Source organism: Kitasatospora sp. NPDC059462 (assembly GCF_042749955.1).
Taxonomy (GTDB): Bacteria; Actinomycetota; Actinomycetes; order Streptomycetales; family Streptomycetaceae; genus Kitasatospora.
Window position 1 is genome coordinate 1 of the sequence record NZ_JBHYUU010000207.1, and the last position, 13,208, is coordinate 13,208.

Sequence of the window (13,208 nt, forward strand, 5' to 3'; positions counted from 1 at the left end):
CGGCCGGCCCCCCCCGCCCCCGCCGGCCCGCGTCGGGGTGTCCCGGCCCGGCACCGCTCGCCGCGGGCCCCGTTCACCGCGCCGCCAGCAGCGACTCCAGGGCCGCGACCTCCCCGGCCCGGGCCGCCGCGACGAAGGCCACCAGCAGCCGCCGGTGCTCCGTCGGGTCGACGGCCCCCCGCTGCTCGGCGGCCAGGCGGCGACGGGCCCGGCTGGTGATCTGACGGACGTTGACGGCGCTGAGGCGCAGCATCGCGGCGATGTCGGCGTAGGTGTACTCGAAGGCCTCGCGCAGGATGTACACCGCCCGCTCGGTGGGCGTCAGCCGCTCCAGGACCACGAGCAGCGCGGCCGCCAGCTCCTCCGCCCGCTGCACGCCGGCCTCGGGATCGCTGCCGGTGTCGACGGGCTCGGGCAGCCAGGGGCCGAGCGGGGTCTGCCGACGGGACCGGGCGGACTGGGCCACGTTGAGGGCCAGCCGGGTGGTGGCGCGGGACAGGAAGGCCGCGGGGCTGACCACCGCCGCGCGGTCGGTCAGCTGCCAGCGCAGCCACACGTCCTGGACCACGTCCTCCGACTCGGCCGCACTGCCCAGGATCCGGTACGCGGTGCCGAAGAGGCGGGGCCGCAGCGTCTCGAAGGTGGCCGCGGCCTCGTCGAGGGTGGCCTCCCCGGCACGCGGCGGGGTGTCCGGACGCGTCCCGGGCAGGTCTGTCAACACGCTCATCACGGCTCCGTTTCGCCTGCGGCATCCGTCGATGCCCCCGGGGAACACGCTCCCGCCGGGGCCCCCGCCGTGACGCCCCGGAAGATGCCTGGTCCCCCGCCGACGCGGGCCGGGTCCGGCGGCCTCCGGACCCGGGCCTCCGGACCCGGGCGTCCGGACCCGGGATCAGGCCGTGGCCACCACGCCGTCGGGCAGGGCGCCGGCGAGCTGCTTGCGGGAGGTGACGCCGAGCTTCGTGTACACCTTGCGCAGGTGCCACTCCACGGTGTGCGGGCTGAGGAACAGCTGGGCCCCGATCTCGGGGTTGGTCATCCCGTCCCCGGCCAGGCGCGCGATCTGGGTCTCCTGGGCGGTGAGCGCGGTGCGGGAGTCGGCCGGACGCCGGGGCGCCGTCGCCCCGGTGGCGCGCAGCTCGCGCCACGCACGCTCCGCGAAGCCCTCGACCCCGATCCGGCTCAGTGCCCGGTAGGCGGTGCCGAGGTGCTCCCGGGCGTCGGCCCGGCGGTTCTCCCGGCGCAGCCACTCGCCGTAGAGCAGGTGGGCGCGGGCGTGGGTGATCAGGACCCCGGTGCGACCCAGGCGTTCGACGGCCTCGCGGTGGAGGGCCTCGGCGGCCGCTCCCGCGCTCACCTGGGCGCGCACCATGGCGGCGGTGCCGAGGGCCCAGTCGGTGCCGCTGTCCCGGGCCAGGCCGGCGATCCGGTGGGCCGCCTCGGCGGCGCGGGCCGGCCGGCCGCTGCGGGCGGCGGCCTCGACGAGCTCGATCGTCGACCTGATCGCGAGGCCGAGCTCCTGGAGGCCCTCCGCGCCGCGTTCGGCGGCGGCGCAGGCCTCCTCGTAGCGGCCGAGCCCGTTGTACAGCACGGCCTTCGCCCACTCCCCGGCGCCGGGGACGTCCCCCGGCCCGCCGCGCTGGGAGCCGGTGTCCCGGGCCATGGCGTCGATCGCCCTGAGCACCTCGGCCTCGCGGCCCCGCCACGGTTCGGTCACCAGGGAGGCGTAGTGGGCGAGGTAGCGGCTGCCGGTGGCCTCGCCGATCGTCCGCGCCTCGGCGATCAGCGCGTCCGCGTGGTCGAGCTCACCGGCCAGGACGCGGTTGGAGACGAGTTGCAGCAGGGCCGACGGCAGCACCGACAGCGCGCCCGTCCCGCGGGCCAGCTCGACCAGCCGCGAGGAGAGCACCGTGTTGCTGTCGAAGTCCCAGACGTTGAAGGCCATCCGGGCGGCGAGCGGGAACCAGCCGAGGCCCTCCTCCGCGGAGACCTCCGCGGCGCACAGGGCGCCCAGGGCGCGCAACACCGTGGGCGCGCCCGCCCGGTAGCCGTCGACGGTCATCGCGGCCAGGCCGCGCAGCAGCAGGTCGTTGTGCTCCGGGGGCGGCCCGGGCGGTGCGGCGAGCGCGGCCCGGGCGATGTCGGCCAGGGCCGCGCCGCTCGGCGGCCGGTCGATGATGAGGGCGGCGTGCAGCGCGTCGCGGTAGGTCTGCTGGGCCAGTGCGGTGTCCAGTGCCTCCAGCCGTCCGGCGGCCCGCACCAGCACCGGCAGGGCGCTGCCGGCGCTCTGCGAGGCGAAGACGATCCGCCCGCGCAGCAGGTCCGCCTGGGCGAGCCGGCGCTCGTCCAGCGGTCCGAGGGCGGCGGCGTCCAGCAGTTCGCGCGCGGTGTCGTAGCCGCCGGCCTGGTACTTGGCCTGGGCGGCCGCCAGGGCCCTGGCGGCGCGGACGGCCGGATCGGGGGTGAGCTCGGCCGCCCGTTCCAGGAACGCGGCGGCGGCCGCGACCCCGCCGCGGGCCTGCGCCCGGCCGGCGGAGCGCTCCAGTTCGGCGGCGACCTCCTCGTCGGGCCACGCGATGGCGTTGGCGAGGTGCCAGGCGCGGCGGTCGGGGTCGCTGTCCGGGTCGGTCGCCTCCGCCAGGGCCCGGTGCGCCTGCTGCCGGGCCTCGGGCACGGCGGCCCGGTAGGCCGCCGAGCGCACCACGGGGTGCCGGAACCGCACCCGGGTGCCGATCGTCACCAGGCCCGCGGCTTCGGCCGACGGGGCGGCGGAGTCCTCGATGCCCAGCAGGGCGGCGGCCTCCGCCAGCAGGGCGACGTCGCCGACCGGTTCCGCCGCGGCGAGGAGCAGCAGGTGCCGGGCGGCGGGCGGCAGGGCCTGGATCCGGTGCAGGAAGCTCTGCTCGATCTGCCCGACCAGCGGCCGCGCGTCGGGGCGCCCGAAGCCGCCGGCCAGTTCCTCGGGGCCGAGCCCGCGGGGCAGTTCGAGCAGGGCCAGGGGGTTGCCCTGGGTCTCGGCGACGATGCGGTCGCGGACGCGCTCGTCGAGCCGGCCCGGGACCACGGAGTCCAGCAGGGCGCGGGCGTCGCTGTCGCCGAGCCGCCCGACCGTGAGCTGCGGCAGCCCCGTGAACCGGGGCTCCGGGGACGGCTCGCGCACGGCGAGGACCAGCCCGATCCGCTCGGCGAGCAGGCGCCGGGCGACGAACGCCAGCGTCTGCGCGGAGACCTCGTCCAGCCACTGGGCGTCGTCGACGAGGCAGAGCAGAGGGTCCTGCCCGGAGGCGTCGGCGAGCAGGCTGAGCACGGCGAGACCGACCAGGAAGCGGTCCGGCGGGACGCCCGCGGCCAGGCCGAACGCGGTGCCCAGCGCGTCGCGCTGGGGGACGGGCAGACGGCCGAGCCGGTCCAGGAACGGGGCGCACAGCTGGTGGAGCCCGGCGTACGGGAGCTCCATCTCGGACTGCACGCCGGTGACCCGGGCGGTGCGCAGGCCGCGCGCCCGCGCGGCGGCGTGCTCCAGCAGTCTGGTCTTCCCCACGCCCGGCTCGCCGCGCAGCACCAGGACCCGGCTCCCGCTGCCGCGCACGGCGTCGAGCAGGTCCTCCAGCGCCCCGCACTCGCGGCTGCGCCCCAGCATCTCCTGAGTCATGGGCCGGCCGGCCTCCCCTTCGGTGCCCGCCGGGCCCGGGTCCCGGGCTCGGCGCGCGGTCGTTCCCGGCGCGGCCGCGGAGCCGCACCCGAGGGCGGTCACGATCGCGCGCGGCGCCGGTCGGCACCGCCGGGAACCACCCTGGCGCCCGGGACCGTCGGCCGGCGCCCGGGGAACCCCGGGTCGACCCCCGGGTGTCCCGGGGGTCCGGACAGCGGGGGCCGTCAGGCGTCGGCCAGGGCGGCGCGCAGCCGGTTGCGGGACTTGACGTCGAGTTTGGTGAACACCTTGCCCAGGTGCCACTCCACCGTGCGGGGGCTGATGAAGAGTTCGGCGCCGATCTCGGAGTTGGTCAGGCCGTCGGCGGCCAGCCGGGCGATCTGGCCCTCCTGCGGCGTGAGGGCCTCCCGCCCCGCCCCGCCCGGGTCGGCGGGTCCGGGCCGGACCGTCTCGCCGGTGGCCAGCAGTTCTCGCCGGGCACGCTCGGCGAAGGCCTGCGCGCCGAACCCCCGCAGCATCTCGTGGGCGGTGCGCAGGTGCCCGCGCGCGTCGGCGCGCCGGTTCTCGCGGCGCAGCCACTCGCCGTACACCAGGTGGGCGCGGGCGAGGTGGACGGCGATCCGGACGCGCCCGAGGCGTTCGACGGCCTCCCGGTAGAGCCGCTCCGCGGCAGGGCCCTCGCTCACCAGGGCCCTGGAGCGGGCCAGCACGCCCAGGGCCCAGTCCGTGCCGGCGGCCTCCGCGCGTTCCTCCAGCCGGCGCAGGGGTGCCGCGGCCGCCTCGGGGGCACCGGAGCGGACCGCCGCCTCGACGAGTTCGGCGAGGGCGAACCCGACGAGTGCCAGGTCGTCGAACTCCACGGCCCGTTCGGCCTGGTCGAGGGCGTCCCGGTAGCGGGCGAGGCCGTTGTACAGGACCGTGAGGAGGTAGTGCTCGCCGCCGATCGCCCGTCCTTCGCCCCACGAGGTCGCCTCTGCAGCCCCGCCCCGGATGGCCTCCGCGACGTGGGCGCCCTCGCCGCGCCAGGCCGCGAGCAGCAGCGCGGGGTAGCCCATCGGCGAGTGGCCGGTCGCCTCCGCGAGGGTGCCGGCCTCGTCGACGAGTGCCGCGGCGAGGGCGAAGTCGCCGGTGTGCACGGACAGGGCGGCCCGGTAGCCGAGCGCCAACGGCAGGAAGTTGAGGGAGCCGGTCTCCCGGGCCGACCTGACCGCCCGCTCCGTCAGCCGCTCCCAGGTCTCGTCGTCCCACATCTCCCCGGCGACCAGCCAGGTCAGCCAGAGCCAGCGCATGGCGTCGCCGCCGTCCCGGGCGGCGGCCCGCCGGAACGCCTCCAGCGCGGACCGCAGCGTCGGTCCCCCGGCGGCGCAGCCGTCGGCGAACCAGGCCACCAGGCCGTCGAGGAGCAGGTCCGTGGGCTGCGGCGGGCGGGCCCCGGGCGGTGCCGTGCGGGCGGCCTCGGCAACCTCCCGGACGCCGGCGGGCTCCCCCAGCCGCCCGGCGTAGACCGCCGACCCGAGGGCGTCGAGGTAGGCCTCGCGGGCGTGTGCGTCGCCGACCAGGGCCAGCCGGCCGGCCGCGTCGAGCAGCAGGGGCAGCGCCTCCCCGCCGCGCCTGCGGGCCAGGACCAACCGGGCGCGCAGCCGGGCCAGTCGGGCGTGCCTGGCCTCGTCCGGGGGGCTCAGCCGCGCGGTGGCGAGGAGTTCGAGCGCGGCGTCGGGGGATCCGGCGTCGAACGCGGCCTGTGCGGCGGTCTCCGCCCGCGCCCCGCGGCGGACCGGGTCGGGCGTCAGCTCGGTGGCCCGTCGCAGGAACGCCGCCGCGGCCGCGGTCCCGCCGCGGGCCCGGGCGCGGACGGCCGACCGCTCCAGCTCGCCGGCGAGGGCCTCGTCGGGTTCGAGTGCGGCGTGGGCGCGGTGCCACGCCCGGCGGTCCGAGTCGAAGGCCGGGTCGGTGGCCTCGGCCAGTGCGCGGTGGACGTCCCGGCGCACGGTCGGGTCGGCGGCCCGGTACGCCGCCGAGCGGACCAGCGGGTGGCGGAACCGGACCCGGGTGCCGAACTCGATCAGCCCCGCCGCTTCGGCCGCGCCCGCGGCGTCCGCGCCGAGGTCGAGCCGCTCGGCGACCCGGCGCAGCAGCGGCAGGTCCCCCACCGGCTCCGCGGCCGCCGCCAGCAGCAGCCGCTGGGCGTCGGCGGGGAGGGCGCCGATGCGCTGCAGGTAGGCCTGCTCGATCTGGCCGGCCAGCGGACCGACGTCCGGGCGCCCGAAGCCACCGGCCAGTTCCGCCGCCGACAGCCCCCGGGTCAGTTCCAGCAGGGCCAGCGGGTTGCCGCGGGTCTCGGCGACGATGCGGTCCCGGACCCGTTCGTCCAGCCGCCCGGGGACCAGCGACTCCAGCAGCGCCCGCGCGTCGTCGTCGCGCAGCCCCCGGACCACGAGCTCGGGCATCCCCCCGAAGGGGTCGCCTCCCGCGGCGGGCGCCCCGGTGCGCGCCGTGAACACGATCGCCGCCCGCTCCGCCAGCAGCCGCCGGGCGACGAAGGCCAGCGTCTGGGCGGAGACCCGGTCGAGCCACTGGGCGTCGTCCACGGCGCAGACCAGCGGCTGCTCCTCCGCCGCCTCGGCCAGCAGGCTGAGCACCGCCAGGCCGACCAGGAACCGGTCCGGCGCGCTCCCCGCGCTCAGGCCGAACGCGACGGACAGCGCGTCGCGCTGGGGGCCGGGGATGCGGTCGAGCCGCCCCATCAGGGGCACGCAGAGCTGGTGCAGTCCGGCGAACGCCAGCTCCATCTCGGACTCGACGCCGACCGCCCGCAGGACGCGGCAGCCGTCCGAGCGTTCCACCAGGTACTCCGCGAGGGCGGACTTGCCGACCCCCGGTTCGCCGCGCAGCACGAGGGCCTGGCCCCGGCCCTCCCGGGCCCCGGCGATCACCTGGTCCAGCACTCCGCACTCGCTGCGCCGGCCGAGCAGCCCTCGCCACGGAGCGCCGCCCGCCATCCGTCACCACCACGCCGTTCGAGGTCCGGGCCCTGATCGTTCCGGGTCGTCCCCATCATGCATCAGCCCGCGCGCAGTGGACAAACCCCTGCCGGGCTCCGCCGCAGGCGCTCTGACCACCCGTCACCGCGGCCGGCGGGCGGTCCGTCACGTGCGGCTCCCGCCCGGCCCCGGGTGCGCCGCCCAGTGCGCCTCAAGAGCCGCGGCGACCTCGGCCGGCCGCTGGAGCGGCGGCCAGTGGTTGCAGTCGAGCGCCACGACGCCGGGGGCGCGCAGGGCGGCGGCGAGCCGCTCGCCGGACGCGATCGGGCAGGCGGGATCGCGCGCGCCCCAGAACACCAGGCAGGGCGCGGTCACCCGGGCGAGGCCCGGCTCCCATTCGGCTCCCACGGTCACGGCGGAGCGGTAGAGCCTCAGGATGCTGTCCTTCATGGGCCCGTCCACCCGGCCGGCCGTCTCCCCGGCCAGGTCGGCCGGTACGTCGAAGCCGGCCGCGAGGTCGGCGGCGAACGCGTCCGCCCGCAGCTCGCGCATGAAGCGGTCACCGTCGGCGCGGTGCTGCCAGACCTTGGCGAGCGGGTGCCAGGTGTACGCCGCGTCGACCGGGCCGTTGCCGCCGGCCCAGGTGCGGACGAGGTCGGGCCGCAGGGAGGCGACGCGCGCGGTGAGGATGCAGCCCCAGTCGTGGCCGACCAGGTCGACCGGTTCGCCGACCCGCTCCAGCCGGGCGATCAGCCAGTCGGCGTACTCCTCCTTGGTGGAGCGGAAGCCGTCCGGGCGCGGGGCGCCGAACCCGGGCAGGTCCCAGGCCTCCACGTCGGTGCGGGTCAGCCGGCGGCGCACGGCGTCCCACACCCGGTGGGTGTCGGGAACGCCGTGGACGAGGATGGCGGGCATGGGGCGGGGTCCTCCGTCGGGGGGCCGGGGGCCGTGGCCCGGCCCCGTCCGCAGTGTTGACCGGTCGCCCCACGGATCTGTGACACCCGGGCGCCGCCGTGGCTCACGCCCGTGGGCGGGGGCCGGGCGGCCGCGGTGGCCGCGGCGACCGGGGGGCTCGGCGCTGCGGGTCTGTGGCCACCGGGACCCGGACGGCCCGGCCCTGCGGACAGGACCGGGCCGTCCGGCGGGACGTCGTCCCGGTCCCGCTCAGGGGTGACGGACCCCTCCGGCCTCCTCCAGCAGAGCCGCCACCGTGAGCAGCAGGTCCTCGCGGTGGTGGGGCGCGACGAGCTGGACGGCGCAGGGCATCCCGGCGGCGCCCCGGGCGGGCCCGGCGGGCCCGACCGGCACGCTGATCGCCGGGTGTCCGGTGTCGTTGAAGACGGAGGTGTAGGCGATCGGGACGGTCCGCTCGCGCACGGCCGTTTCGATGTCGGGGCCCTCGGCCGGCCAGGCGGTGGTGGGGACGGTGGGGGTGAGCAGGAGGTCGTGGTCGGCGAACAACCCGGCGGCCCATTGGTCGAGGCGGGCACGGTGCTCCCAGTAGCGGGCGAGTTCCTCGACCGTGACCGCGCGGCCCTGGTCGAGAGCTGCGGCGAACCACGGCTCGAAGTCCTGCGGGCGGGCGGCGCGGGCGTTCAGGACGCTGGTGAGCCGGGCGCGGGCGAGGACCTTCTGCCGGAGCCGGGCGAGGGACGGGAAGTCGTCGGCGCCGGGCAGCGGGGCGTCCTCGTCCACGACGCGGAAGCCCAGCGCCCAGAGGGTGTCGACGGCCCGTTCGAGCGCGGCGAGCTGCGGCAGGGTGGGTTCGGCGACGCCGAAGGTGCGCATGACGCGGACGCGCAGTTCCTGCGGGCGCCGGGCGGGCCGGTCGACGGCGTCGAGGTAGGAGGTGGCGGGCGCGGGCAGCGAGTACGGGTCCGCGGGGTGGTGTCCGGCGGCGACGTCGAGGTGGAGCGCGGTGTCGCGCACGGTGCGGGTCACGCAGCCGAGGACGGTGTTGCGGGGCCAGTGGGTGGTGCGGGCCGGCCCCTGCGGGATGCGGCCGCGGCTGGGCTTGAGGCCGACGACCCCGCACAGCGCGGCAGGGATGCGGGTGGAACCACCGCCGTCGCCGGCGGTGGCGAGGGCGACGAGTCCGGCGGCGACGGCCGCGGCCGAGCCGCCGCTGGAGCCACCCGGGGAGAGGGCGGTGTCCCAGGGGTTGCGGGTGGTGCCGAACGCCTCGTTGGCGGTGTGGACGCCCGCGCCCATGGGCGGCATGTTGGTCTTGCCGACGATGATGGCACCGGCCGCGCGGAGCCTGGCGACGTGCACGGAGTCGTGCGCGGCGGGCGGGTTGTCGCGGAACGCGCGGGTGCCGTGGCTGGTGGGGAGGCCGGCGGCGTCCTCACCGTCCTTGACGAGGACCGGAAGTCCGGCGAGCGGGCCGAGTGCGTCCTCGTCGCGGGCGATCCGCTCGGCGGTGTCGGCGGCCTCGGCGAGGGCGCGTTCGGCGTCGAGCCGCACGACGCTGTTCAGCGCGCCGTCGTGGGTGCGGATCCGGTCGAGGGTGTGGTTCATCAGCTCGACGGGCGACAGGGCGCGGCTGCGCATGAGCGTGAGGAGTTCGGTGGCCGAGGCGTAGGAGAGGTCGGTGGTGCCGGTCATGGGCGGGGTGCTCCTGGGTGCGGGTGGGGCGTGGAGCGCGGGGTGCTGGCGGACGGGGTGTGGGGTTCGTCGTGGGCGGCGGCTTCGAGGCTGAGTCCGGTCGTCCGGGGTCCGACGGTGACGGCGATGACGCCCCCGGCAGCGGCGAGGCAGGCCAGGAAGACGAAGACGGCCGTGTAGCCGATGCCGGTGTAGAGGGAGGCGATCAGCGAGGGCGCCCCGAGGTTGACCACCCGGGACAGCGCGTTGGCCGTGCCGGAGCTGAGCACGCGGATCCGGGTGGGGAAGACCTCGGCGGAGTACACCTGGAGGAAGGGCATGGCCGTCTGGAAGAGCAGGTTGACGGCGCAGCCGAGGACCAGGACGGCGGCCGGGGACCGGACGAGCGCGAAGAGGATCAGGGCGAGCGCGGTCAGCAGACCGAGAGCGAACTGGCTGACGCGCCGGTCCCAGCGGTCGATGAGCGGTGCGGCGAGCAGTGCGCCGAGCGGGGCCGCGGTGGCGAGGACGGCCGACATGAGGAGGGTGTCGTCGAGTTCGAGACCGTTCTCCGAGAGGAGGGTGGGTGTCCAGGTCTGGAAGGCCGAATAGGCGAGCAGCCCGGCCGTCCACATCGCCGACATGCTGAGGAAGGTACGGCGGTGAGCGCCGGCCAGCAGGTCCCGCAGGCGCGCGGGCGCGGCGGGCGGGGATCCCGCCGCCGGCGCGGCCTGCGCCGCGGGCTCGTGTTCCGCGGTGGCCACCCCGCACTGGCGCTCGATCCGGCGGACGATCGTCTCTGCGCGCGCGAGGTCGCCGCGGGCGGCCAGCCAGCGCGGGCTCTCGGGCACCCACCGGCGGATCAGCCAGGCGAAGACGCTCCCGAACAGCCCGAGCGCGAAGACCGCGCGCCATCCCCACTCCGCGTAGGGCACGAGCAGGTAGCCCGCCCATCCGGCGACGGGGATGCCGAGCGAGCCGATGACCACTTTGTAGGTCTGCAGCCGTCCCCGGTGGGCCGCCGGGACGAACTCAGTGAGGACGACGATGGCCACCACTGCCATGCCCTGGGTGCCGAAGTGGGCGGCGAACCGCGCCATGACGAGCTGCCAGGGATTCTGTGCCAGCACGCACAGCACGGTCGCCGCGCAGTAGACCGTGACGAAGACCAGCATCGTGCGTCGGCGCCCGGCACGGTCGGCGAGCCGGCCGGCGAGGATGCCGCCGGCGAACGCGCCGAGCGAGGCGACGCCGGCGACGGCGGCGATGTCCCCCAGGGACAGGCCCCACTGGGAGCGCAGGGCGGGGGCGACGAAGGCGAAGGAGTAGGTCTCGACCCACTCGAAGAGGATCATGCCGGCCAGGGCCAGGACGAGCCGCCGGTGGAACGCGCTGAGCGGGAGCCGGTCGAGGCGGGCGCCGAAGGCGGCCGGTCCGACCGCTCCCATCAGATCACTCCCCCGGCCCGCAGGGCCGCGAGGTCGGCGGGGCCGAGGCCGAGCAGGTCCCGGTAGACCTCCGCGTTGTGCTCACCGAGCGCCGGCCCGGTGCTGCGGATGCTGCCGGGTGTCCGCGACAGGCGCGGGATCGGGGCGGGCATGGGGAGGTCGCCGAACTCGGCGTCCTCGACCTGGACGACGCTGCCGCGCTCCCGGTAGTGCGGGTCGGCGGCGATGTCGGCGATGCTCATGAGCGGCGAGGCCGGCACGCCCGCGTCGTTGAGCAGCCGCGCGAGGTCATCGGCGGTGTGACCGGCGACCCACTCGGCGATGATCGCGTAGAGGCCGTCCGCATGGTCGTTGCGCGCGAGGCGGGTGGCGTACTCGGGCGCGTCGGCCAGTTCGGGGCGGCCCATGACGGCGGTGAGCCGGCGGAAGAGCGGGTCGGTCCCCGCGTGCAGCGACAGCCTGCGGCCGTCCGCGGTGGTGAAGTCGGAGGCGGGGACGATCAGCGGGTTGCGGTTGCCGAGCCGCTCACGGATCCGGCCGGTGGTGGCGTACGCCGCCAGGGCGTCCTCGGAGGCGCGGAACCCGGCCTCGTAGAGCGCCAGGTCGACGACCTGGCCGCCGCCGCCCGCGGTGTCGCGGTGGTAGAGGGCGGTGACCACCGAGAAGGCGCCGAGGTAGGCGGCCATGTAGTCGATCGTCGAGTACCCGCTGCGCACCGGCGGGCGGTCGGGATCGCCGGTGACGTGGGTCAGCCCGGCGAAGGCGCTGGCGATCCGGTCGAAGGAGCCGCGGTCCCGGTACGGGCCGGTCAGGCCGTAGCCCGTGACGTACACCAGGATCGCGTCCGGTGCGAGGACGCTCAGCGAGTCCGGGTCCAGGCCCCACTTCTCCAGGGTCGAGGGCCGGTAGTTGGTGATCACCACGTCGAAGTGCGGGACCAGCCCGCGCACCAGCTCCTGTCCGCGGGCGGTGCGCAGGTCGACCGTGACGGACTTCTTGTTGCGGGCCTCCTGGGCCCAGTACGGGGTGCGGCCGCCGTCGGCGCCGCCCCGGGTGAAGTCGCCGTGCCGGGGCTCCTCGACCTTGATCACCTCGGCGCCGAAGTCGCCCAGGAAGGTCGCGGTGACCGGCGCCGCGAGAACAGTGGACAGGTCGAGGACGTGGATGCCCGCGAGTGGAAGAGTCGCCATGCGATGCCCCTAAGCTTTGCGTAACGTTCCGTTATTAACGGAACGTTGTTATCGGGACCTTAGGCTAGGCCCCGCGCGGGGGGCAAGACCCCGGAAGCACATCGCGGTGAATGGAGACAGCCCGGCCCATGGACGAGAAACCGGACGCGAACGACACCGGCCGGCCGCGGCGACGACGGCGCAGCCGGCAGGAGACCGAGGCCGACCTGCTCGACGCCGCACGGCGCCTGCTCCACCGCGACGGCGTCCTCGCGGGCGTCAACCTGCGGGAGATCGCGACCGAGGCCGGGGTCAACCACGGGCAGATCTACCAGTACTTCGGCAGCCGACAGGCCCTGCTGCGGGCATCGGTAGCTGACCTGGTCGACCGCCAGGCGGCCGAACAGGAGCCACAGTTCTGGGACCTCCCGTTCGCCGAGCGCCGGGCCGCGATGTTCCGCCACCGACTGGCCGAGCCCGAGGTCGTCCGCCTGGAGGCCCTCCTGGCCCTCGACGGCGACGAGGGCGTCACCGCGCTGCCCCGGTTCGCCCGGACCCGCCGCAGCCTGGAACGAGACCAGCGCGACGGCGCACTCCCCGCGGACAGCGACGCGGTGGCGGCCCACGTCATGGCCGCCTCCGCCCTGGTCGGCTACGTGATCTTCCGCGAGGCGTACGCCCGCGACACCGGCATCCCCCTCGACGACCTCGACGCCCGCGCCGAACACGCCTATGCCCAAATGATCGCCGGCCTCACCACCCACCCCCCGACGGAGTCCCCTGACCACCAATGACGCGGCAAAGCCCCCCGTCACGCCACCTCCCCACCTCAGCATTCCCGTCCGCGGGCCTTCAGGGGGATGTCGGGGCGGGTTGGGGCGTGCAGTCGGGCGCCGTCGTAGCCGTGGACTTCACCGAAGCGAATTCCCTGCTCCCAGTTGTTTCGTGCCTGTACGATCTCGTCGCCGGTGCGGGCGATGAAGTCCGACCACATGCCACCCGTTTCACAGTTCTTCCCAGGTCAGAGGCCTGATCGACCATCCGGGGTCAGCAAAAGGTCAGCAAGGCGCCCGGGAGTCGACAACCATGGCCACCATCAATCTCGTCCGCGGCATGGGCAGCTTCTTCAAGGAGTGTGAGCGCCCCGAGAGCCGGTGGCCGAGGTGCCCGCACGAGTACAAGATCCGGTACCGCAACGCGGCCGGGAGGCAGACGGAGGAGTCGGGCTTCGCCACCCAGGACAAGGCGAAGGCCCGGCTCATCGAGGTGTACTAGGCCCAACGCCGTTCAGTTAGGCGTGGGGCCTGCATGTCAAGGCCGGTAGGCAAAGCAGCGGAGCTGCCGTAGAAGAGGGCTGTCACTCCAAGACATC

The 13,208-nt window shown here is 76.1% G+C and carries 9 protein-coding genes and 1 pseudogene; 2 read left to right on the forward strand and 8 right to left on the reverse strand.

Features of this window, described 5'->3' with window-relative positions; translation table 11 throughout:
- Positions 1-85: 85 nt before the first annotated feature.
- The 7 genes and pseudogenes from ACFXAM_RS33210 to ACFXAM_RS33240 form a co-directional block, all read right to left on the reverse strand.
- Positions 86-727: pseudogene (locus ACFXAM_RS33210) on the reverse strand (sigma-70 family RNA polymerase sigma factor); the annotation flags it as partial.
- A 165-nt stretch (positions 728-892) separates the two neighbouring features.
- Positions 893-3,652 carry an AAA family ATPase gene (locus ACFXAM_RS33215; protein WP_380296951.1) on the reverse strand — a complete coding sequence of 920 codons (2,760 nt, stop codon included), beginning with the start codon at positions 3,650-3,652 and terminating at the stop codon, positions 893-895.
- A 224-nt stretch (positions 3,653-3,876) separates the two neighbouring features.
- Positions 3,877-6,651 (reverse strand): LuxR C-terminal-related transcriptional regulator, encoded by a 2,775-nt coding sequence (locus ACFXAM_RS33220; RefSeq protein WP_380296952.1) that lies wholly within the window; start codon positions 6,649-6,651, stop codon positions 3,877-3,879.
- Between the two features lie 147 nt (positions 6,652-6,798).
- Entirely contained in the window at positions 6,799-7,548 is a 750-nt protein-coding gene (locus ACFXAM_RS33225; RefSeq protein ID WP_380296954.1) for an alpha/beta fold hydrolase, read from the reverse strand.
- Between the two features lie 249 nt (positions 7,549-7,797).
- Complete coding sequence (locus tag ACFXAM_RS33230; protein ID WP_380296956.1) at positions 7,798-9,240, reverse strand: amidase; 1,443 nt, start codon at positions 9,238-9,240, stop codon at positions 7,798-7,800.
- Positions 9,237-10,667: an MFS transporter gene (locus ACFXAM_RS33235; RefSeq protein ID WP_380296958.1), complete on the reverse strand. Its 1,431-nt coding sequence runs from the start codon at positions 10,665-10,667 to the stop codon at positions 9,237-9,239. The genes ACFXAM_RS33230 and ACFXAM_RS33235 overlap by 4 nt, the downstream gene beginning before the upstream one ends.
- Entirely contained in the window at positions 10,667-11,857 is a 1,191-nt protein-coding gene (locus ACFXAM_RS33240; RefSeq protein ID WP_380296960.1) for a CaiB/BaiF CoA transferase family protein, read from the reverse strand. The genes ACFXAM_RS33235 and ACFXAM_RS33240 overlap by 1 nt, the downstream gene beginning before the upstream one ends.
- A 128-nt stretch (positions 11,858-11,985) precedes the next feature.
- Here ACFXAM_RS33240 and ACFXAM_RS33245 point away from each other — a divergent pair, with 128 nt between their 5' ends.
- The gene (locus ACFXAM_RS33245) at positions 11,986-12,630 is read left to right on the forward strand and encodes a TetR/AcrR family transcriptional regulator (protein ID WP_380296962.1); all 645 of its coding nucleotides are present in this window, start codon (positions 11,986-11,988) and stop codon (positions 12,628-12,630) included.
- 35 nt (positions 12,631-12,665) lie between these two features.
- Here ACFXAM_RS33245 and ACFXAM_RS33250 read toward each other — a convergent pair whose 3' ends face one another.
- Entirely contained in the window at positions 12,666-12,830 is a 165-nt protein-coding gene (locus ACFXAM_RS33250; protein WP_380296964.1) for a hypothetical protein, read from the reverse strand.
- Between the two features lie 92 nt (positions 12,831-12,922).
- Here ACFXAM_RS33250 and ACFXAM_RS33255 point away from each other — a divergent pair, with 92 nt between their 5' ends.
- The gene (locus tag ACFXAM_RS33255) at positions 12,923-13,111 is read left to right on the forward strand and encodes a hypothetical protein (protein WP_380296966.1); all 189 of its coding nucleotides are present in this window, start codon (positions 12,923-12,925) and stop codon (positions 13,109-13,111) included.
- Positions 13,112-13,208 lie beyond the last annotated feature (97 nt).